Source organism: Tardiphaga sp. 619_E2_N8_4 (assembly GCF_051810905.1).
Lineage (GTDB): Bacteria > Pseudomonadota > Alphaproteobacteria > Rhizobiales > Xanthobacteraceae > Tardiphaga > Tardiphaga robiniae.
In genome coordinates, this window is record NZ_JBPWQJ010000001.1 from 845,546 (window position 1) to 865,086 (window position 19,541).

Here is a 19,541-nt window from a genome sequence, read left to right on the forward strand (position 1 = left end):
CGGCCGACCTGGGCTTCCGGTTCCCAGCCGACACCCCAACGTCGCGCGCCAAGCGAGACGCTTCGCCGCCCTTGCGCGCGCGGCAATGTATTTTTAGGATCAGTCCATCGCAAATGCCTGCCCCGGCGCGCTGGAGGTATGTAATGATGCGACATGGGTCCGTTTTGGAGCATCGTCTCGCGGCGATCACCCGGATTGCCATTTGACCATATGGTGAATGCAAAGGCAGGGGTGATGCAACCAAAGGTCCGTCCGCTGCGCGTTGGCTTCATTCTGACCAAGAATTTCACGCTGACTGCGTTGGCCAGCTTCGTGGACGTGCTGCGTCTCGCCGCCGACGAGGGCGACAACAGTCGGCCGATCCGCTGCCAGTGGCACATCATGGCCGACACCGACGAGCCGATCCGTTCGAGTTGCGGTCTGCTGATGTATCCGAATTCCCGGTTCCTCGATCCGCGCGAGCTCGATTATGTCGTCGTGGTGGGCGGCCTGCTGCATCAGGGCCCGCAGATCGATGACAAGATCAAGCGCTATCTGCTGGAGGCTGCGAACACCAAGGTCGATCTGATCGGCGTCTGCACCGGCAGTTTCGTGCTGTGGCGTCTAGGCCTTCTCAACCAGAAAAAGTGCTGCATCAGCTGGTACCACTATCGCGATTTCCTGGAGGAATTCGGCGAGACACTCCCGGTGGCCGACCAGCTCTTCGTCATCGACGGCAACCGCATCACCTGTTCGGGCGGCATGGGCGTTGCCTACCTCGCCGCCCATATCGTGGAACAACGCATGGGCCTGTCGAGCGCGCAGAAGGCGCTCCACATCATGCTGATCGATCGCATGAAACCCGGATCCTCGGCTCAATCGGCGCCGCCGACCGAATTTGCCGAGACCGACGGACGGATCTCGCGCGCGCTGCTAATGATGGAGCAGAACCTATCAGCGCCGCTGTCTGTCGCGCGACTGGCCGGCAAGGTCAGTCTGAGCACGCGGCAACTGGAGCGTCTTTTCAAAGAGGAAACCGGACAGTCGCCGCAGGCGACATATCTGCGGCTGCGCCTGAAACATGCACGGTGGATGTTGAAGACCGACCTATCGCTGGCCGCAATCGCCGCCGAAACCGGCTTCGTCGACGGTTCGCATCTCAGCAAGGCGTTCAAGGCCGCCTTCAATACCAACCCGTCCGAGGAACGCCGCAGAATAATCGGTCAATCCCACGGGCAAGATGCCGGCGAAGGTCGGCGTATATTCAGTCCGGCTTAGGCGGCACTTGTTATGGTCATACACTCCGACGACCTGATCATTCGCCCGGCTGAGCCGGCAGAACAGGCAGACATCTGGTCGGTCATCGAGCCGACCATCCGTGCAGGCACGACCTACGCCCTGGACCCCCTGATGACGAAGGACGATGCTTTGTCCTACTGGCACGGTCCGGATAAACGAACCTTCGTTGCCGTGCGCCAGGGTCAGATCGTGGGATCTTATTATGTGCGCGCCAACCAGGACGGTGGTGGCAGCCACGTGGCCAATTGCGGCTACATGACGCTGGCGAGCGCGCAAGGCGGCGGTGTGGCGCGCAATATGTGCCTACACTCGCTCGACTATGCCAGAAGCTCAGGATTTCGCGCGATGCAATTCAACTGTGTCGTGAGCAACAATATACGTGCGGTGAAACTCTGGACCACGCTCGGCTTCGCGATTGTCGGGCGGCTGCCTGAGGCTTTTCGGCTTCCGACTGGCGAATATGTTGATGCGCTCGTGATGTTTCGTAAGCTTGACGCTCAATGACGGTATCGCGAGGCGCGGTGTGCGCCGCTCCATAATTTTTGCTGATCTGATCCGGTATCGTCACGGCTGAGCACTCGGTATCACCATGGCCGAACACCATGACTGCATCATCGGCGGCGGCGGGCCCGCGCGGGCCTGATGGAGGCGAGCGGGCGCTGGCTTTGCCGGGGGTTCGACCAACGCTCTTCAATCTCGACAAGCTTCAAGGCGTGGAGACGCTTTGCCTCGACTGTATCTCGGGTACCGAGGCTAAGCCGCCCTTCGCGTTTGCCGAACAAACTCGCGGAGATCGTCCGGCACGCCTCGCCGGAAACAATAGTCGCCGCTGTCGGGTGCTTCCAAGAACAAGACATGGGTAGAGCCATGTGTACCACCCGCGTGTACAAAACGGGCGGCAAAAGGCTATTGCTTTCAAAGGTCTATCGATCTGGCTGGCGGAGAGGGGGGGATTCGAACCCCCGATGGGCTTGCACCCATGCCGCATTTCGAGTGCGGTACAATCAACCACTCTGCCACCTCTCCAAGGCGCCAAGACCCACGGTCGCCCGTGGGTGGTTGCGCGGAGTTCTAGGCGAGGATGGCGGGCCAGACAAGACGGGCAGAGCGGAAAATCCGCACCCAATTGCCCGCAGAGCCGCAAAAGCTGGCTCTGGCTGGCGCGTAGACTAGGAAGCCAGCCTTTTCGTTGCCGATTCGCAGCGGCAACGCACGCTATGGTTGGACGCGCGGCATGACGAGCCATGGCGGCGCCAGGATGATTCGCCGACGGATGCATGCACTCGGCCATTGGCCGAGGCGGCACCGGGACGCTCAACGGTCCTGCTCAATCCTTGTCTTTCTTCGCTTTCTTGTCGTCCTTCTCTTTCTTGCGGTTGGTGAAGCGAGCATTGCCCAGCCCCGTTCCGATCGTCAGCACGCCCCAGCGTTCGAAGTCCTGCATGAAAGGGACTTCACTGAGGCCTTGGACAACGCCGTCATTGTGCATGAGCACCGCAGTATCGTGATCCCCGATTGTGGGAATGCCTTCGGCGAGCAAGGCTGGCAGGTTGAACTTGCTGCTTTCCCAGTTACCCGGAAGATTCTGCGCTCCCTTCGCGATGGTGCCGTCTTCGTTGATCACCCCCGGGCACGAGATGCCGATGAACGGCGCCAGCTTGAGGCCTTCATTGTCGGCGGCGGAGATCAGATCCTTCAGCATCTTCACCAGCCGCTTGACGGCGCCTTCACGCGTCGGCTCATCATCGGCATGTTTCCAGAGATCGGACTTCCACACCGCGGCCTTGGAGAGATCCTTCGATTTCTTCCATGCGGTTTCGACCACGCCACAACGGATGTTGGAGCCGCCGATGTCGACCGCAAGAATGCTGTCGTAACCTTCGAAAATCCATGACGGCGCCAGATGCAGGCAACCGATCAGGCCGGCTTCATCTGGATGAAAACGGATCGGCACCAACGTAACTTTGAGATCCTCGGCCTTGAGAATGATGTCCGTACGCGCAATGACGAGTTCCCCGACACGGCTCTGGCGGAAACCGCCGCCGACCACGATGCATTCCGTATCTGCCCAGGCCTTCGTCTTGAAGAAGCGCTGCGTGACATAAGCCAGCTCCCGCGCGAATTCTTCGATCGCACCATGGACGAGTGCAGCCGCGGCCACATCGTCGCCAAGCAGGATTTCGTCGAGGCTGGATTTACTGATCTCGTTGGCAGCCTTTTTGCCGAGCGGATCGTCGCCGTTTTTCTTCAATGGCTTTCTGAGATCATCCAGTATGCGCTGAAAAGCGCCCTTGCTGGCGCGGTCACCGAGAAAGCCGTTGTCGTCCTTCAGCTCGATGTTGAACGTGTCCACATCAACGGACGGCAGCCGCTTGGCACCGTGATTGCCGATGCCTACGGTCGTCATTGTGTCTTCAGCCATATTGCCCCTGCCAGACTAGAACCGCATGACAATGCCCCGGGAGCCGGTTTGTTTCATCGCCCCGCCGGGATGATCGTACCGCTCCCCTTTTGCGTCGGTCCCGCGAGCCGGTTTCAATGAAACCGGTAGAACATCCTTAACTAACCAACAGGGCAGCAACCCAAGCCACTACCTTTCTGCGATCGACCTAACAGTAAATTTATCAGCTCAGGTAATTATCTCCGCATTCATACGGGTGCGTATTCATGCTGAAGTCATTCCTCGGGCTATCGTTCCTCAGGCTAATTGATCGTTTTCGCTGCGACCGACGCGGCAATGTCGCGATCATATTCGCGATCACATGCATCCCCCTTATTTCCATGGTGGGCGCCGCGGTCGATTATACGCGTGCACTACAGATCAGATCCCAACTGCAAGCCGCCCTTGATACTGCGAGCGTCGGCTCCATCGTGCAGAAGTCTGCTGCATTCATTACCGCAGGTTCGATGGCAGCGGACGGCCCCGTCCCCGGGGGCGACGTCGACGCAATCAATATTTTCAAGGGCAACACATCAGGCAGGACCGGCTTCACGCTGACCAGCACGACAGCGACCGTCAATCGCGCCAACGGCGTCGTGACGGCCACTATGCAATTCTCGGCGGATGTGTCGACCAGTCTCACATCCGTCATGGGCTTTTCCAAAATGACCGTTACCGGCAGTTCTGTCGCGACGGCGACGATGCCGAATTACATCGATTTCTATCTGCTGCTCGACAATTCGCCATCCATGGGCGTCGGCGCAACACCGGCCGACGTGGCTCTGATGGTCAAGAATACGTCGGACAGCTGCGCCTTTGCCTGCCACGACCTCAACAACAGCAACAACTACTACAAACTCGCCAAGACACTTGGCGTGATCACGCGCATCGACGTGCTGCGTACAGCCACCCAGAAGTTGATGGATACCGCGGCCAGTACGCAGACCTATTCCAACCAGTTCCGCATGGCGATCTACGACTTCGGCGCGGCCGCCTCGACGTCCGGTTTGAGAGCCCTGTTCACATTGTCGTCCAGCCTCTCAAGTGCGAAGACGGCGGCCGGAAACATCGACTTGATGACGGTGAACGGCCAGAACGACAACAACGATCAGGACACCGGCTACAGCGCTATATTCCCGGCGATCAACACCGCCATCAGCGCCCCCGGAGCCGGTACAGCCGGTGCACCGCTCAAATATCTCTTCTTCGTATCCGATGGCGTGGCTGACGAATACAATCCCGGCAACTGCCTGAAACCGACGACTGGTGGACGATGCCAGTCGCCGATCAATCCAGCGCTTTGCACCACGTTGAAGAATCGCGGCATCAAGATTGCCGTGCTTTACACGACCTACCTCGCACTTCCGACCAATGCCTGGTACAATAGCTGGATCGCACCATTCAACGCTGGTCCTTACGGACCTTCACCCAACAGCCAGATCGCCAGCAATATGCAGAGCTGCGCTTCGCCAGGCTTCTATTTTGAGGTCAGCCCGACCCAGGGCATCTCGGACGCGATGACAGCGTTGTTTCAGCGTGCCGTTGCCGATGCCCGCGTGAGCCGCTAGCCGGCGCAACGACCGAGCAAGTCGGCTAGCTCCGCGAGATCGACTGCGTGATTCATCTTCAAGATCACGCACGACACTGCACTGTGGCGAATGCTCATTCGCTCGCGCTTTCCTTCAGGCTTTCCAGCAGCAATTGCGCCGGCCGACTCAGGCCCTTGTCGCGCACGGCGACGACGAATTGCCGCTTCGCCCAGTCATTGCTGAGCGGGATGACCTTCAGCCCCAGCGTCTGCTGGATCGTGGACGCTTCTTCCTGCGGAATGATCGCGACGGCCAGTTGCGCCGCGACAATGCGATAGGCGGCATCCACGGTGGAAACCTGAATGCGGTAGCGCATCTGCTTGCCGGCCGCAGCCGCGACGCTTCGCTGCATGGTTTGCATGATGCTCCGCGCGACGATATCGACATGCTCGAAGTCGATCGTATCCTCGAACGACACTGACGTGCGTTTCGCAAGCGGATGATCGTGGTGCACCACCACCGCAAGATGATCGCGGTGATAGGGAAACGTCTTGAGGCCGCGCAGGTCAACCGCATCCCAGCAGACGCCGATATCGGCGCGCCCTTCCTCGACTCCGCGGACGACCTCCCAGATCTCGCGCTCTTCCAGACTGACGCGCACGTCGCGATAGCGCTTGGCGAACAGGCTGATGTCTTCCGGCAGCACCTGCGCCACCGCCGACTTACTGGCAAACACGCGCACATGGCCCTGCACGCCATCGGCGAAGGCGCCGAGTTCGGCCTGCATCCGGTCGAGCAATTGCAACGACTCCCGTGCATAGCGACACAGCGCTTCACCGGCCGCCGTCACTGTGACGCCGCGGCGGCCCCGTTCGAGCAATTGCACGCCGGCCTCCTGCTCCATCTGACTGATACGCTTGCTCACCGCTGAGGGCACGATGGCCTCGCGCTTTGCGGCATTGGCGATATTGCGCTCCTCGCAGACAGCGATGAACAGGCGGAGTGAAATTGGATCGAAGCTTTGCATGGGACGTCCGGGATGGCACCAGCCATCTTATCTCGGAACTGCTCTGATGAAAAATGACCATTTCAGAGATGGCTAAGAGAGGCGTATGCCTCTCCGCAAGCCCGTCTCACCCCAGCCGCAGGAGCGCCTCATGCGCATCATCGACATCCGGGAGCGCACCGCTCCGATCGCCTCCCCCATCGCTAACGCCTTCATCGACTTCAGTAAAATGACCCTGAGCCTGGTCGCCGTGGTCACCGACGTGATCCGCGACGGCAAACCCGTGATCGGCTACGGCTTCAACTCCAACGGCCGCTACGGTCAGGGCGGCCTGATCCGCGAGCGCTTCGCGCCGCGCATTTTAGAAGCCAAGCCTGACAGCCTGATCGACGCCTCGGGCAACAATATCGACCCGCACAAGGTGTGGGCCACCATGTTTACCAACGAGAAGCCGGGCGGCCACGGCGAGCGCTCAGTCGCGATCGGCACCATCGACATGGCGGTGTGGGATGCGGTCGCCAAGATCGCGGGCAAGCCACTGTTCCGTTTGCTCGCCGAACGCTATGGCACCACCGCTGACCCGAAGGTCTTCGTCTATGCCGCGGGCGGGTACTATTATCCCGGCAAGGGTCTTGAAGGCCTCGCCTCGGAAATGAAGGGCTATCTCGATCGCGGCTACAATGTCGTGAAGATGAAAATCGGCGGCGCGCCGCTCGCCGATGACTGCAAGCGCATCGAGCATGTGCTGAAACTGCTTCCAGCAGGGGCCAAACTCGCTGTCGACGCCAATGGCCGCTTCGATCTCGACACGGCCGTCGCCTATGCCAAGGCACTGCGCGAATACGACCTGTTCTGGTACGAGGAAGCCGGCGATCCGCTCGATTACGAGCTGCAGGCAAAGCTCGCCGAGCATTATCCCGGCCCAATGGCGACCGGCGAAAACCTGTTCTCGATGCAGGATGCGCGCAACCTGATCCGCTATGGTGGCATGCGCTCGGACCGCGACTGGCTGCAGTTCGACTGCGCGCTGTCTTACGGCCTCGTCGAATATCTCCGCACGCTCGACATGCTGAAGGGCTACGGCTTGTCCTGGCGCCGCTGCATCCCCCATGGCGGTCACCAGATGTCGCTCAACATCGCGGCTGGCCTCGGCCTCGGCGGCAACGAGTCCTATCCGGACCTATTCCAGCCCTATGGCGGGTTCCCGGATGGCGTGAAGGTGATTGATGGCCACATCACCATGCCGGAACTCCCGGGCATCGGCTTTGAGGGCAAGTCCGACCTGATCAAGGAAATGCGCAGCCTGGCGTCGTGAGGGCGACCGAGAGGCTAAGCCTCTGATTTGGAGAACAAACTCCGTCATGGCCGGACCTGACCCGGCCATCAACCTTTCCGCCATTCCGTCCGAAGATGGATACCCGGGTCATCTAGCGAAGCTCGCTTCGCGCTGCCCGGGCATGACGACTGAAGGCAGGCGTTCGAAAAACGGGGCGACAGGTTAAATGGTACGCTCCATCGCAGGCACCGACTCGTCCGCCAAGACTCTGTTTTTGGCTCGCTTTTCGCCCGTCTTTCCTTGACTCTCCGCCTTCACCCTCTATAAAGCACGCTTCGGCGCAAGCTTTGCTTGGCGCCGATTGTTTTTGCGTGGGGTCGCAACGTCGACCAAAAACGCAAAGATGCGCGACTTCCTGGAAGTCGCGGTGAACCCTTATCGACTGAACAAGAAGCCGTCCCGGATCTGATCCGAGGATGGGATCGAACACGAAGGAATATAACGATGTTCGCAGTCATCAAAACCGGCGGCCGGCAATATCGCGTCGTTCCGGATGATGTGCTCGAGATTGGCAAGATCGCCGGCGATGTCGGAACGATCGTGCAGCTTGGTGAAGTTCTCGTGCTGGGCGGTGATACGCCTGTGCTCGGCCTGCCTCTGGTGGCCGGCGCGTCGGTTGCGGCCGAAGTGCTCGATCACAAGCGCGGCCCCAAGGTCATCTCTTTCAAGAAGCGCCGCCGCAAGAATTCGAAGCGCAAGCGTGGCTACCGTGACGAACTCACGATGATCCGCATCACCGAGATCCTGGCCGACGGCAAGGCGCCGACGATCGGACCTCGTCCGAAGCGTGAGAAGCCGGTCGTGACCGCTCCGGTTGATGGCGACGAAGCTCCTGCCAAGAAGGCGCCGGCGAAGAAGGCCGCTGCTCCGAAGGCAGCCGCCGCCAAGCCTGCTGCAGCCAAGAAGCCGGCTGCGAAGAAAAAGCCCGCCGCGGAATAAGCCGCTGCGAAAAGTTGAGAATCTGTGAGACAATTCCTTCAAGGAATTGATCTAGAACTTATCGAGATCGGAGACGGGCTATGGCTCATAAAAAAGCAGGCGGTTCATCGCGCAACGGCCGCGATTCGGCTGGCAAGCGCCTCGGCGTGAAGGCGTTCGGCGGCGAACGCGTGATTCCCGGCAACATCATTGCGCGTCAGCGCGGCACCACCTGGCACCCCGGCCTTAATGTCGGCATGGGCACAGACCATACCCTGTTCGCCAAGGTCGAAGGCCACGTGGAGTTTCGCGCCAAATCGAACGGCCGCACTTTCGTATCGGTACTCCCGATTACTGAAGCCGCGGCCGAATAAACGGTGGACACATTGGAGTCCGCCGGGTCCTGTTGAACCGGCGGAGCGCCAGAATTGGGCTCCAGGGGAGGCGGGAAACCGGCCTCCCCTTTTCGTTTGGTGCGTCGCTTCGGGGCGCACACAGGAGCCCGAGATGTTGCAGGATATTCCGACCCCCACGTTGAGAGAAACCAGAGGCTGCGTCCTCGAGACCGAACGGCTGGCCTTGCGCAAGCCGACACTCGCGGACGTAAAAGCCATCGCGCTTCTGGCCAATGATCGCCGCATCGCCGAGATGACGCGTCGCCTGCCCTTCCCGTATCAGCAGGATCACGCAGTCGATTTCGTCAATTCGCTGAGCGGCACGGCAAGCGACAGCGTGTTCCTGATCGAACTCGATCGTCGTCCCATCGGCATGGTCGGAATCGACTGGCGCGAAGCCGAATCGCCGGAGCTCGGCTACTGGCTCGGCGTCGATCACTGGGGCCAGGGTTTTGCGACCGAGGCCGCACGTGCCGCGATTGATTACGCATTCGACGAATTCGATATCGATCACCTGATCTCGGGCGCGCGCGTCGCCAATCCGTCGTCGCGCAACATCCTGGAGAAGTGCGGCTTCCAGTGGAGCGGCGTTCAACTGCACCGCTTCGAAGCGATCGGCTCGTCAACACCGGTCGACTGCTTCAAGCTGACAAGGGGCGTGTGGAGTTCGCTGAAGAACTGGGGAACGTCGACGCGACGGTGAACGACTCTTACTTCCCCTCTCCCCCGCGCGAAGCGAAGCTTCGCGAGGCGGGAGAGGGGACAGGCTCTCGTTCCATGGCTCTCCCTCTCCCGTCTCGAACCCGCTTCGCGTGTTCGATCCACCCTCTCCCACGGCGCGCAGCTTCGCTGCGCTGGGGGAGAGGGAAAAGAAGTTCACACCGCTGGCGGTACTTCGTCGGCGATCTTTCCGAGCTGCTGCTCGCGCAGGAAGATATAGAGCCCTGCTGCGATGATGACTGCCGCACCGATCAGCGTGGCCCACGACGGCAATTCGCCGAACACGAGATAGCCGAAGATCACCGCCCAGATGATCATCGAATACTGATACGGCACCACAGTGCTCGCCGGCGCCAGCTTCAGCGAGCGATTGACGCAGAGCAGCGCGCAGACCGAGACAACGCCCGCCAGAAAGAACAGGCCGAGATCGCGCAGATCGGGCGTCACCCATCCGAACGCCGTGAATACGGCGCCGAAAGTAAACGTGCCGATGAACTGGGTTGTCGCGAGCACGACGTCCGGCGCGGAACGCAGCGAGCGGGTAATCAGCATCAGCGCGGCGAAGGACAGGCTGCCGCCGAGCGCGATCAGCGCCGGCCATGTCACCGTCTGCGCCGAGGGCTGCAGCGCGATCAGTACACCGCAGAAGCCGACGAAGATCGCGCTCCAGCGCCGCCAGCCGACAGATTCGCGGAGAAAGATCGCGGAGCCCGCGGTGACGAAGATCGGACAGGCCAAATAATAGGTGATGACATCCGCCAGCGGCAGATAGGCCGCCGCCCAGAAGAACGCCGCGACTTCCAGCGTCGACAGCACCACGCGAATGAGCTGCAGACCCGGCCGGTCGAGTTGCAGGAAGTCCGCACGATGCCGCCAGATCGACGGCGCCAGCAGCGCCAGCGCCGCGCAGGCCCGCAGCAGCATCAATTGCCCGACCGAATAGGTGCCGACGAGGAATTTGCCTATCGCATCACCGCAGGAGAACATGCTGATGCCCAGGAGCATCAGGCCGATACCGGCCAGCCGGGCGGCACGATTGTCGGCTGCGGTCGAAATGGTCGCAAACATGCCTATATGAGCCTGTAGGAAAGTCGCGGAATGCGCACGCTTGGTTAACGGCAAGATGAGTCGTTTAGGACGTCACCTGATGCGCAGCAAGGCCCCCAAATAAGGGCTTTTCACGATGCTCCGGCGACGAAGTGGTTGCCGCGACCACCCCCCTGCGATACGGATACGCTATGAAATTCCTCGATGAAGCCAAGGTTTACATTCGCTCCGGCGACGGCGGAAACGGCTGCGTGGCCTTTCGCCGCGAGAAGTATATCGAGTTCGGCGGTCCCTCCGGCGGCAATGGCGGCCGCGGCGGCGATGTCATCATCGAAGTGGTCGACGGCCTCAACACGCTGATCGACTATCGCTACCAGCAGCACTTCAAGGCGCCGCGCGGCACCAATGGCATGGGCAAGGACCGCCATGGCGCCAATGGCAAGCCGATCACGCTCAAAGTTCCGGTCGGCACACAGATCATCGATGAGGATCGCGAGACCCTGATCCACGACTTCACCAAGCTCGGCGAGACCTATGTGCTGGCCGAAGGCGGCAATGGCGGCTTTGGCAACGCTCACTTCAAGTCATCGACCAACCGCGCCCCGCGCAATGCCAATCCCGGCCAGCCCGGCGAAGAGCGCTGGATCTGGCTGCGACTGAAATTGATTGCGGATGCGGGTCTCGTCGGCCTGCCCAACGCAGGCAAGTCCACATTCCTCTCCAAGGTCAGCGCTGCGCGGCCGAAGATCGCGGACTATCCGTTCACCACGCTGCATCCGCAGCTCGGCGTCGTCGATGTCGACGCGCGCGAATTCGTGCTGGCGGACATTCCCGGTCTGATCGAGGGCGCGCATGAAGGCGCCGGCCTCGGCGATCGCTTTCTTGGCCACGTCGAGCGTTGCCGCGTGCTGCTGCATCTGATCGATGCGACCTGCGAACATGCGGGCAAGGCCTACAAGACCGTCCGCGCCGAACTCGATGCCTATGAGGGCGACCTTGCCAACAAGGTCGAGATCGTCGCGCTCAACAAGATCGATGCGGTCGAGCCGGACGAGTTGAAGAAGCAGAAGGACCGACTGAAGCGCGCTGCGAAGCAGACGCCGCTGCTGATCTCGGGCGCAACGGGCGAAGGCGTGCCGGACGCATTGCGTGCGCTCGTTGCAGTGATCGGCGAGGCGCCGGTGTCGGACAAGGCCAAGAGCGCAGCGCAGTCTGCGCCATGGGCGCCGGCGACGAGCTAATCTGCCTCTCACGTCCGTCCAAGCATCACACGTCCTGCCAAAGCCCACATCATGTCGCGCCCCGAGCTGAAGAACTTTCGCCGTATCGTCGTCAAGGTTGGCTCGTCGCTGCTGATCGATTCCGCGGCCGGCGAAGTCAGAGCCAAATGGCTTGCGGCATTGGCCGCCGATATCGCCAAGCTGCATGCGGACGGTCGCGACGTCCTCGTGGTCTCATCAGGCTCGATCGCGCTCGGCCGCAGCCGCCTCAAGCTTCCGCGCGGTCCGCTGAAACTCGAAGAGAGCCAGGCCGCCGCTGCCGTCGGGCAGATCGCGCTGGCGCGCATCTGGTCGGAAGTACTGGGCCATCACGGCATCGGTGCCGGACAGATTCTCGTGACGCTGCAGGACACCGAGGAACGTCGTCGTTACCTCAATGCGCGCTCGACCATCGGCAAACTGCTGGAATGGCGCGCGGTGCCGGTCATCAACGAGAACGACACGGTGGCGACCAACGAGATCCGCTATGGCGACAATGATCGCCTCGCGGCGCGCGTCGCGACCATGGCATCCGCCGATCTGCTGGTGCTGCTGTCGGATATCGACGGGCTCTACACCGCACCACCCGGCGCCAATCCCGATGCGAAGCTGATTCCCATCGTCGACAGCGTCACTGCCGAGATCGAAGGCATGGCGGGCGCTGCCGAGAGCGAATTGTCGCGCGGCGGCATGTACACCAAGATCGAAGCTGCCAAGATCGCGACCACCGCGGGCACGCATATGATCATCGCGTCCGGCAAGGTCGAGCATCCACTGCAGAAGATCGCCGATGGCGGCCTGTGTACCTGGTTCCTGACTCCTGCAAATCCCGTCACTGCGCGCAAACGCTGGATTGCGGGATCGCTGGAACCGAAAGGCACGCTGACTATTGATGCAGGTGCGGTCGCCGCACTCCGTGCCGGCAAGAGTCTGCTGCCTGCCGGCGTCATCAAGGTGGAAGGTGACTTCGCACGCGGCGACGCCGTTATCGTGCGTGGACCGGACACGCACGAAATTGGCCGCGGCCTCGTGGCTTATGACGCAGACAATGCTGAGAAGATCAAAGGCCGCTCATCTCCGGACGTGATGATTATTCTTGGGATCAGCGGCCGCGCCGAAATGATCCATCGCGACGATCTCGTGATTTCGGGATCACGAAGTTAAGCAGCGACGCTTCGCCTGAATGACGTAACGCGCAATCCGTAAACTTGGCGCCGGACGCTCGCCATCATTGCGCCATTCCCGCGTACTTCGTTGCGCGCCATAGAATCAGATAGCCAATTTTTAGGGAGGCCCATTTCATGACCCGACTTTTGATCATCCCGTTCCTGCTGATCGCAACGTCCGCTTTCGCGCAGGGCGGTAACACATCAGCCAATCAGTCGGCCTGCTCACGCGACGTCTCGCGCTTCTGCCGCGCCAAGATGAACGATGGTGACATGGTCGTGCTCAGCTGCCTCAAGGAAAACCGTTCGAAGCTCAGCAAGGCCTGCGCGAAAGTTCTCGCCGAGAATAATCAATAGCGCGACTAGCGTTTTCGAGCGAAGTGAGCACCGGTTCGCGTCAGGAAAACGCGTCAAGATAAGAAGCTCTAACCGCTGCTGCCGGCCGGCGTCGCGACAGGAAGCACCTCGGTCGCTGCGCGATCGGGCGTATCGTCCTTCCAGCGCACCGAACCGAACGGCCGCTCCAGCATGCGGCGCACGCGAACCGGATCCGGCCCCAGATGATAGTCCGCCGCGCGCTGATACAAAGCGCGCTCGGACTGCGTCGAACGATTACGCTGGCGCAGGAAATCGAGCCAGGTCGGGCAGTGGTAGCGTTCGGTCCACAATTCGGGATCAGCGATATCGCGCGCGATGGACCACCCATAGGCGCCGTTGCGCTGGCGCGAGAGCTGCACGTCCTGCATCACGCCGTGGAATGCGCGCGCATTCTCTTGATCCACGCGATATTCGATCTCCACCACCAGCGGACCACTGCGCGCGGTCAATTGCAGCTGCACTTCCGGATCTTCAAGACGCTCCGCATCCTCGTCGCGCGCGCCGGTCGGCGGCATCCGTAGGAACAGGCCAAACAGCGGCGAGAGAAACATCGCTCCGCCCGACACCAGCAATGCCGCTTCGACGCCGACCATGTCTGTGAGATGCCCCCAGCCCCAACTGCCAATCGCGATGCCGCCGGCAATCGCAGCCTGAAAGGCGGCGAGCGAACGTCCGGCAACCCAGCGCGGCGCCGAGAGCTGTACGCCGATATTGAACAGCGCGACCGCCAGCATCCAGACCGAGCCGGCCACCACCAGCGCCGCCGCCGTGATGACCGGCTCGCTGCTGACCGCGACGACGGCAATCGCGACGCCCATGATCAGCGCACAGGCCCGGATCGAACTTTCGCCGCTCAGATGCTTGCGGACATGCCCAATATTCATTGCGCCGATCACCGCACCCATGCCGAAAGCTCCGAGCATGATTCCATAGGTCTGCGCGCCGCCATGCAGCAGGTCGCGCGCAACCAGCGGCATCAGCGCCGAGACCGAACCACCGCAGATGCCGGTGATCAGCGTGCGCGTCAGCACGATCTTGATCGACGGCGAATTAGCAATGTAACGCACGCCGGACACGATGGCCCGGCTCAGCCGCTCACGCGGCAGCCGCGACACATCGACCTTGCGACGCCACAGGAACAGCACCACCAGCAACGGGATGTAGAGCACCGCATTGGCCGCGAAGGCTGCGACAGCACCGGCGGTGGCGACCACGATGCCGCCGATCGCCGGGCCGAAACTGCGCGCAATATTGTAACTGATGCCGTTCAGCGCCACGGCGGATGGCAGTACCTCCGGCGGCACCTGCTCGCCCACGGAGGATTGCCAGGCCGGTCCGAACAGCGCCATGCCGCTGCCGATGATGAAGCAGAAGGCGAGCAGGAGGTTCGGCGTGATGTGACCGGTCCAGTCCAGCATGGTCAGTACACAGGCGCCGACCAGCGACAGCACCAGCGAAGCCAGCGACACGACACGGCGGTCATACATGTCGGCCACGGCGCCCGCCGGCATCGAGATTAGCATGATCGGCAGCATCAAGGCGGTCTGCACCAGCGCCACCTTGTCGGCCGACGCGGTCATCTGCGTCATGGCCCAGGCAGCGCCCACGCTCTGGATCATCAGGCCCAGATTGGACAGCAAGCTGGCGAGCCAGATCCGCCGGAACACCGCAAACCGCAGCGGGGCGGCAATGCCGTCGGAGGGAAGAACCACTGGTTTCGCTGCTTCGGCCATCATCGTCCCGTCGTCTGCTGCAGATAGCGACTGCAGAGCCATGCGGGCCTGATTCCCCACTTGGCGTATCAAGGTGATGCCTGCGAAACGCGTTGTCTGTCCAGTGCCTGCTCCGCTATCACAGCGGCAAGCACCGGACGTGTGCAGATAGAGGGAGACCAGCCATGGCGCTGTCGCGACGGACCATCCTCACGAGCGCAGCCATGCTGCCGCTGGCTGCCCATGCGCTCCGTTTCGAGGCCGCAGCACAGACGGGCCCCGGCGCAGCGGCTGGTTCCGACATTCCCCCGATCCTGTTCGTCCACGGCAATGGCGACCACGCGGCGCTCTGGATGACGCAGATCTGGCGCATGGAAACCAATGGCATCCCGCGCAACCGCCTGATGGCGCTCAATTTCACCGATCCGCTGGCGCGTTCCGACGATGCTGTGGCGCAGCAGGGCCGCTCCTCCACCGAAGACCAGCGCCGCGAACTCGGCGAAGCCATCGCGGAACTGAAAAAGCGCACTGGTGCTGCGAAAGTGGCGCTGGTCGCCAATTCGCGCGGCGGCAATGCGGTGCGCAATTACATCAAGAATGGCGGCAGCGCCGATGTCAGCCACGCCGTCCTATGCGGCACCCCCAATCACGGCGTGTTCGACGGGACCGATAGTCCCGGCAGCGAATTCAATGGCCGCAGCCCGTTCCTCAAGAGCCTCAATCCCGGCGAAGGCCCTGAGGTGACTGAAGGTACCGCCTTCCTCACCCTCCGCAGCGATGGCATCGACAAATATGCGCAGGCCGACGGTCGCCTGCTCGGCAAGCCGGGCGTGGCCACCGGCGTCACCGCCGATGGTCCGGCGCTGCGCGGCGCCACCAATCTCGTCCTCGGCGCCATCGATCATCGCGAGACGGGCTTTCACCCTCGCGCCTTCCGCGATATCTACAAATTTATCGTCGGCCGCGAGCCCGTGCGGATCGATATCGCGCCGGAAGCTGAGGTGAAAATCAGCGGTCTCGTCACCGGCACGCCCGGCGGCGTGCCCACCAACCGGCCGGTCGCGGATGCCCTGGTCGAGGTGTACCGCGTGGCGCCGGACACTGGCGAGCGGATCGGGGCAGCGCTCCATTCGGCCCGCACATCCGCCGATGGCCGCTGGGGTCCCGTTCGGGTCGATCCGGCCTGGCCTGTTGAGATCGTGCTGACATCGGCCGGAGCGCCGATCACGCATTCCTATCGCTCGCCATTCCCCCGCTCGTCCGACGTCGTGCATCTACGCGCCGGCCGGCCGCTGGGACCCACCGATGCCAATGCCGGTGCAGTGGTGTCGATGTCGCGCGTCCGTGGCTATTTTGGATTACCGCGCGATGTCGTGCTGCTCGACGGCAAGGAGCCGGCCGACGTGAAAGCCGGCGTGCCCACGGATTCGCTCTCGACTATCCGCCTTCCGGCCACGGACATCGGACGTCCGGTGGCGGCGCTGTTCAATCAGGAGCGGATCGTGGCGCGCGCCTGGCCGGCGTCGGAAAACCGGATCACGGTGGCGGAATTCACCGAGTAGTTCACGCCAACTCGCGCGCCTCAGCGGTCTGGCTTTCTATATAACCGCTTTGCTGACTTCCCTGCGCGTCTCCGGTCAGATCGCATGAGGCATTGTTCGAAATCGCAAAGAGCCCCGCCATGTGCGGGGCTCCTTCGTTATTCTGTTATCGCAGCAACAGTACCAGGATGATGAGGGGAAGCGGGATTCCGAGTAGCCACAGAAGAATGGGCATGGTTGTCTCCTTTGATTGGGGTTAACGACGCTTCTTCCAGGTCCCGTCACGAAGCCCGCCACCTTCCGTCGCGGCAAGGCTGGCGGAGAAGGCGCCGATCAGCAGCGACGCCGTGAGCCAGAATGCGAGCTGCATCGCGGCCTTGCGTGCGGCATCCACCGCGGTCTTCGCATCGTTGATGACTTCAGTGACGCGCTTGTCGGCATCTGCCTCGCTCAGACCGGTGCGGCTGGCGACAACCTTGTTGACGTAGCTGCGGTCGGCAGGCTTGAGCTCTCCACCACGGAAACTGGCAGCCATCACACGTGACAGTTCACCACGCGCTTCCGCGCTGGTGCCATCGGCCGACGGCGTCGTCGGACGCAGCAGCGAATCCAGGTAGCCATCGCTCGGACCTGACTGGGCTGCAGCAGCGGTTGCACCGGCAGCAACACCCGACGCGGCTCCGCTCAGCAAAGTAGTTGCTGGAGATGCCAGCAGGATCGCTCCCAAAACCGTCGCGAACGACCAGGCCAGGAATCCATGCGCGGTGTCACGAAAGTAGACTTCGTCCGAATGCACGCCGATCCAGCGCGACCGCAGACGGCCGGCAATATAACCACCGAGCGATGACGAGATCATCGCGATGACGATCAGGTAGATACCGGTCGTGATCTTGAACGTGGTCGCGGAGGCGCCGGCACTTGCCCACGGAGACACGACAGACAGACCGAGACCTGTGCCAAAGGCAATCAGGACGAGCGTCAGTGCGAGCGAAACCACGGCACCGGCTGCAACCGCAGCCCACGATACGCCGGAGGTTTGCGGTTCGTCGACGCTTACATTGGGTTGGACGACAACGGTATCGATCATTTTAAATCCTCAGGCCGGTCCGATATGGAGCCACTGCCTCCCTAATGTGCATGCGTGAGTATCGTTCCGAGGGATGCGCCCGCTGGACCGCAATATTGGTCGATGCGTGCGTTGCGGCCACGCTTTCCATCGAGGCCTCCATGGCGCGCGGATGGACGCCTGCTATAATGACGAGACGCTCCGGTCCCTGGATCAATTGCGAGGCCCATCGTGAGCATTGCCGAGGTCTACGATTTCTCCGCTGCGCGAGCGCCCCTGGTGCCGCCGAGCCCGCCACGTGCGCCCGAGAACATGGGTGCGCTAGGGCGTATGTCGGCAATGCGCCGCAGCGCCATCGAGACCTGGGGTCAGCGCGCCTATGAAGATGACATCGTCAAGGGCCGCTTCTTCGGCCACGCGAGCTTCATCCTCAACGACCCCGATGCGATCCGCCATGTTCTGGTGGACAATTACGAGAACTATACCCGCACGCCCGCTGCATTCCGCGTGCTGCGGCCGATGCTCGGCGAGGGCCTGCTGCTCGCCGAAGGCCGCACCTGGAAACACCAGCGCCGCACCCTGGCGCCGGCTTTCACGCCGCGCGCGGTGACGACTTTGGTGCCGCACATGATCTCGGCCGTCGACGATACGCTCGCCGATTTACAGTGCGCCGAGGGCAAGCCGGTCGATCTTCGCGCGATCATGCAGCGGATGACGCTGGAGATCGCAGGCCGCACCATGTTCTCCTTCGGCATGGCCGAGCATGGCGCGAAGCTGCGCGACTTCGTGATGGAATACGGCATGAACCTGGCACGGCCGCATTTCCTCGATCTGCTGCTGCCGCTGGGCTGGCCGACGCCGCAGGATATCTCGCGCGCCTTCTTCCGCAGACGCTGGACGAGATTCGTCGGCGAGCTGATGACCGCACGTCGCGCCGCCGGCAAGAACGACGACACGCCGCGCGATCTGTTCGACCTGATGGTGGCCGCGCGCGATCCGGAAACCGGCGCATCCTTCACCGATGGGCAGCTCGGCGATCAGGTGGCGACGATGATCCTCGCCGGCCATGAGACGACGGCAACGGCGCTATTCTGGGCGCTGTATATGCTGACGCTCGATCCGGCGACCCAGGAGCAGGTCGCGGCCGAAGCCCGTGCCGCCAGCGCGAGCGGCACATTCGACATCGAGCATCTGAAGTTCACCCGCGCCGTGATCGATGAAACCATGCGGCTCTATCCGCCCGCCTTCCTGATCGCACGCGCCGCCGCGGGCCCTGATCGTCTGGCTGGTCAGTCTGTCGCCAGCAAGGACGTGATTCTGATCGCACCCTGGCTGCTGCATCGGCACGAGAAATTGTGGCACGAGCCCAACGCCTTCATGCCGTCCCGTTTCATGCCCGGCGCGACGCCGCCTGACCGCTTCGCCTATCTGCCTTTCGGCGTCGGTGCCCGGGTCTGCATCGGCGCGCATTTCGCGCTTGTCGAGGCCACATTGGCACTGGCGAAAATCATCGGCGCGTTCCGCGTCGAGCTGCCGGATAAAGCCCCCGTCATGCCGATCGGCGTGGTGACGACACAACCGGATCGCTCGCCAATGTTCCGCATTGAGCGGCGCTGACGTTATTTCAGCACGCCCTCTCCTCACGCCTTCCCCGTTACCCCGCGCGCTCATGGCACGCGGGCGGAACGACAAGTTGAAGTGTTGCGTCAAAGCCCTGTCTTGGATGCAGCGCCTATTTGGCCTAAACTGA

At 62.0% G+C, this 19,541-nt stretch carries 18 protein-coding genes and 1 tRNA gene; 12 read left to right on the forward strand and 7 right to left on the reverse strand.

From position 1 onward, the window contains the following. The first annotated feature begins 234 nt into the window (after positions 1-234). Together AB8A23_RS03945 and AB8A23_RS03950 are read left to right on the forward strand one after the other, a co-directional pair. Positions 235-1,257, forward strand: coding sequence for a GlxA family transcriptional regulator (locus AB8A23_RS03945; protein ID WP_320446267.1), 1,023 nt, complete (start codon positions 235-237; stop codon positions 1,255-1,257). Positions 1,258-1,290: 33 nt separating this feature from the next. Next, a complete protein-coding gene (locus AB8A23_RS03950; protein ID WP_439060583.1) occupies positions 1,291-1,782 on the forward strand; it encodes a GNAT family N-acetyltransferase in 492 nt (163 codons plus the stop codon). A gap of 107 nt (positions 1,783-1,889) precedes the next feature. Here AB8A23_RS03950 and AB8A23_RS03955 read toward each other — a convergent pair whose 3' ends face one another. The 3 genes from AB8A23_RS03955 to AB8A23_RS03965 all read right to left on the reverse strand — a co-directional run bounded on the left by AB8A23_RS03955 (position 1,890) and on the right by AB8A23_RS03965 (position 3,700). After that, complete coding sequence (locus AB8A23_RS03955) at positions 1,890-2,147, reverse strand: DUF6538 domain-containing protein (RefSeq protein WP_439066014.1); 258 nt, start codon at positions 2,145-2,147, stop codon at positions 1,890-1,892. 67 nt (positions 2,148-2,214) lie between these two features. Further along, positions 2,215-2,304, reverse strand: a tRNA-Ser gene (locus AB8A23_RS03960). A gap of 301 nt (positions 2,305-2,605) precedes the next feature. After that, positions 2,606-3,700 (reverse strand): ROK family protein, encoded by a 1,095-nt coding sequence (locus tag AB8A23_RS03965; RefSeq protein WP_120287815.1) that lies wholly within the window; start codon positions 3,698-3,700, stop codon positions 2,606-2,608. A 245-nt stretch (positions 3,701-3,945) separates the two neighbouring features. Between AB8A23_RS03965 and AB8A23_RS03970 the strand changes: the two genes are divergently transcribed. Then, complete coding sequence (locus tag AB8A23_RS03970) at positions 3,946-5,286, forward strand: TadE/TadG family type IV pilus assembly protein (protein ID WP_439060362.1); 1,341 nt, start codon at positions 3,946-3,948, stop codon at positions 5,284-5,286. A 94-nt stretch (positions 5,287-5,380) separates the two neighbouring features. On the opposite strand, the gene AB8A23_RS03975 is transcribed toward AB8A23_RS03970, so the two are convergent. Further along, the gene (locus tag AB8A23_RS03975; RefSeq protein ID WP_439060361.1) at positions 5,381-6,274 is read right to left on the reverse strand and encodes a LysR family transcriptional regulator; all 894 of its coding nucleotides are present in this window, start codon (positions 6,272-6,274) and stop codon (positions 5,381-5,383) included. A 130-nt stretch (positions 6,275-6,404) separates the two neighbouring features. Between AB8A23_RS03975 and AB8A23_RS03980 the strand changes: the two genes are divergently transcribed. The 4 genes from AB8A23_RS03980 to AB8A23_RS03995 all read left to right on the forward strand — a co-directional run bounded on the left by AB8A23_RS03980 (position 6,405) and on the right by AB8A23_RS03995 (position 9,605). Continuing rightward, the gene (locus tag AB8A23_RS03980) at positions 6,405-7,568 is read left to right on the forward strand and encodes a mandelate racemase/muconate lactonizing enzyme family protein (protein ID WP_439060360.1); all 1,164 of its coding nucleotides are present in this window, start codon (positions 6,405-6,407) and stop codon (positions 7,566-7,568) included. Between the two features lie 465 nt (positions 7,569-8,033). Next, the gene (gene rplU, locus AB8A23_RS03985) at positions 8,034-8,528 is read left to right on the forward strand and encodes a 50S ribosomal protein L21 (RefSeq protein ID WP_089266555.1); all 495 of its coding nucleotides are present in this window, start codon (positions 8,034-8,036) and stop codon (positions 8,526-8,528) included. 80 nt (positions 8,529-8,608) lie between these two features. Beyond that, on the forward strand, positions 8,609-8,881 hold the full coding sequence (gene rpmA / locus AB8A23_RS03990; RefSeq protein WP_068737821.1) for a 50S ribosomal protein L27: 273 nt from the start codon (positions 8,609-8,611) through the stop codon (positions 8,879-8,881). A 133-nt stretch (positions 8,882-9,014) separates the two neighbouring features. Beyond that, positions 9,015-9,605 (forward strand): GNAT family N-acetyltransferase, encoded by a 591-nt coding sequence (locus tag AB8A23_RS03995; RefSeq protein WP_089266554.1) that lies wholly within the window; start codon positions 9,015-9,017, stop codon positions 9,603-9,605. A gap of 173 nt (positions 9,606-9,778) precedes the next feature. On the opposite strand, the gene AB8A23_RS04000 is transcribed toward AB8A23_RS03995, so the two are convergent. Then, positions 9,779-10,696 (reverse strand): DMT family transporter, encoded by a 918-nt coding sequence (locus tag AB8A23_RS04000; protein WP_093758225.1) that lies wholly within the window; start codon positions 10,694-10,696, stop codon positions 9,779-9,781. A 164-nt stretch (positions 10,697-10,860) separates the two neighbouring features. Between AB8A23_RS04000 and obgE the strand changes: the two genes are divergently transcribed. The 3 genes from obgE (at position 10,861) to AB8A23_RS04015 (ending at position 13,451) form a co-directional block, all read left to right on the forward strand. After that, on the forward strand, positions 10,861-11,910 hold the full coding sequence (gene obgE, locus AB8A23_RS04005) for a GTPase ObgE (protein ID WP_120287811.1): 1,050 nt from the start codon (positions 10,861-10,863) through the stop codon (positions 11,908-11,910). Between the two features lie 51 nt (positions 11,911-11,961). Beyond that, positions 11,962-13,092, forward strand: coding sequence for a glutamate 5-kinase (proB, locus tag AB8A23_RS04010; protein ID WP_092140564.1), 1,131 nt, complete (start codon positions 11,962-11,964; stop codon positions 13,090-13,092). A gap of 137 nt (positions 13,093-13,229) precedes the next feature. Continuing rightward, positions 13,230-13,451 carry a cysteine rich repeat-containing protein gene (locus tag AB8A23_RS04015; protein WP_068737829.1) on the forward strand — a complete coding sequence of 74 codons (222 nt, stop codon included), beginning with the start codon at positions 13,230-13,232 and terminating at the stop codon, positions 13,449-13,451. 68 nt (positions 13,452-13,519) lie between these two features. Here the strand turns inward: AB8A23_RS04015 and AB8A23_RS04020 are convergent, their stop codons facing one another. Beyond that, a complete protein-coding gene (locus AB8A23_RS04020; RefSeq protein ID WP_439060582.1) occupies positions 13,520-15,205 on the reverse strand; it encodes an MFS transporter in 1,686 nt (561 codons plus the stop codon). Positions 15,206-15,369: 164 nt separating this feature from the next. Here AB8A23_RS04020 and AB8A23_RS04025 point away from each other — a divergent pair, with 164 nt between their 5' ends. Further along, positions 15,370-16,746, forward strand: a complete 1,377-nt coding sequence (locus AB8A23_RS04025) for a hydrolase (protein ID WP_439060359.1) — start codon at positions 15,370-15,372, stop codon at positions 16,744-16,746. A gap of 235 nt (positions 16,747-16,981) precedes the next feature. Here AB8A23_RS04025 and AB8A23_RS04030 read toward each other — a convergent pair whose 3' ends face one another. Further along, on the reverse strand, positions 16,982-17,812 hold the full coding sequence (locus AB8A23_RS04030; protein WP_439060358.1) for a hypothetical protein: 831 nt from the start codon (positions 17,810-17,812) through the stop codon (positions 16,982-16,984). Between the two features lie 210 nt (positions 17,813-18,022). On the opposite strand from AB8A23_RS04030, the gene AB8A23_RS04035 reads away from it, so the two are divergent. After that, on the forward strand, positions 18,023-19,408 hold the full coding sequence (locus AB8A23_RS04035) for a cytochrome P450 (RefSeq protein WP_439060357.1): 1,386 nt from the start codon (positions 18,023-18,025) through the stop codon (positions 19,406-19,408). Positions 19,409-19,541: the final 133 nt, after the last annotated feature.

What these genes read in the sequence shown, in the direction of transcription:
- AB8A23_RS03945 (WP_320446267.1), top strand. Translation starts at nt 235, where the DNA reads ATGCAACCAAAGGTCCGTCCGCTGCGCGTTGGCTTCATTCTGACCAAG.
- AB8A23_RS04020 (WP_439060582.1), bottom strand. Translation starts at nt 15,205, where the DNA reads ATGGCCGAAGCAGCGAAACCAGTGGTTCTTCCCTCCGACGGCATTGCC.
- AB8A23_RS04015 (WP_068737829.1), top strand. Translation starts at nt 13,230, where the DNA reads ATGACCCGACTTTTGATCATCCCGTTCCTGCTGATCGCAACGTCCGCT.
- AB8A23_RS03965 (WP_120287815.1), bottom strand. Translation starts at nt 3,700, where the DNA reads ATGGCTGAAGACACAATGACGACCGTAGGCATCGGCAATCACGGTGCC.
- rpmA (WP_068737821.1), top strand. Translation starts at nt 8,609, where the DNA reads ATGGCTCATAAAAAAGCAGGCGGTTCATCGCGCAACGGCCGCGATTCG.
- obgE (WP_120287811.1), top strand. Translation starts at nt 10,861, where the DNA reads ATGAAATTCCTCGATGAAGCCAAGGTTTACATTCGCTCCGGCGACGGC.
- AB8A23_RS04030 (WP_439060358.1), bottom strand. Translation starts at nt 17,812, where the DNA reads ATGATCGATACCGTTGTCGTCCAACCCAATGTAAGCGTCGACGAACCG.
- AB8A23_RS03970 (WP_439060362.1), top strand. Translation starts at nt 3,946, where the DNA reads ATGCTGAAGTCATTCCTCGGGCTATCGTTCCTCAGGCTAATTGATCGT.
- AB8A23_RS03975 (WP_439060361.1), bottom strand. Translation starts at nt 6,274, where the DNA reads ATGCAAAGCTTCGATCCAATTTCACTCCGCCTGTTCATCGCTGTCTGC.
- AB8A23_RS03980 (WP_439060360.1), top strand. Translation starts at nt 6,405, where the DNA reads ATGCGCATCATCGACATCCGGGAGCGCACCGCTCCGATCGCCTCCCCC.
- AB8A23_RS03955 (WP_439066014.1), bottom strand. Translation starts at nt 2,147, where the DNA reads ATGGCTCTACCCATGTCTTGTTCTTGGAAGCACCCGACAGCGGCGACT.
- AB8A23_RS03995 (WP_089266554.1), top strand. Translation starts at nt 9,015, where the DNA reads ATGTTGCAGGATATTCCGACCCCCACGTTGAGAGAAACCAGAGGCTGC.
- rplU (WP_089266555.1), top strand. Translation starts at nt 8,034, where the DNA reads ATGTTCGCAGTCATCAAAACCGGCGGCCGGCAATATCGCGTCGTTCCG.
- proB (WP_092140564.1), top strand. Translation starts at nt 11,962, where the DNA reads ATGTCGCGCCCCGAGCTGAAGAACTTTCGCCGTATCGTCGTCAAGGTT.
- AB8A23_RS04025 (WP_439060359.1), top strand. Translation starts at nt 15,370, where the DNA reads ATGGCGCTGTCGCGACGGACCATCCTCACGAGCGCAGCCATGCTGCCG.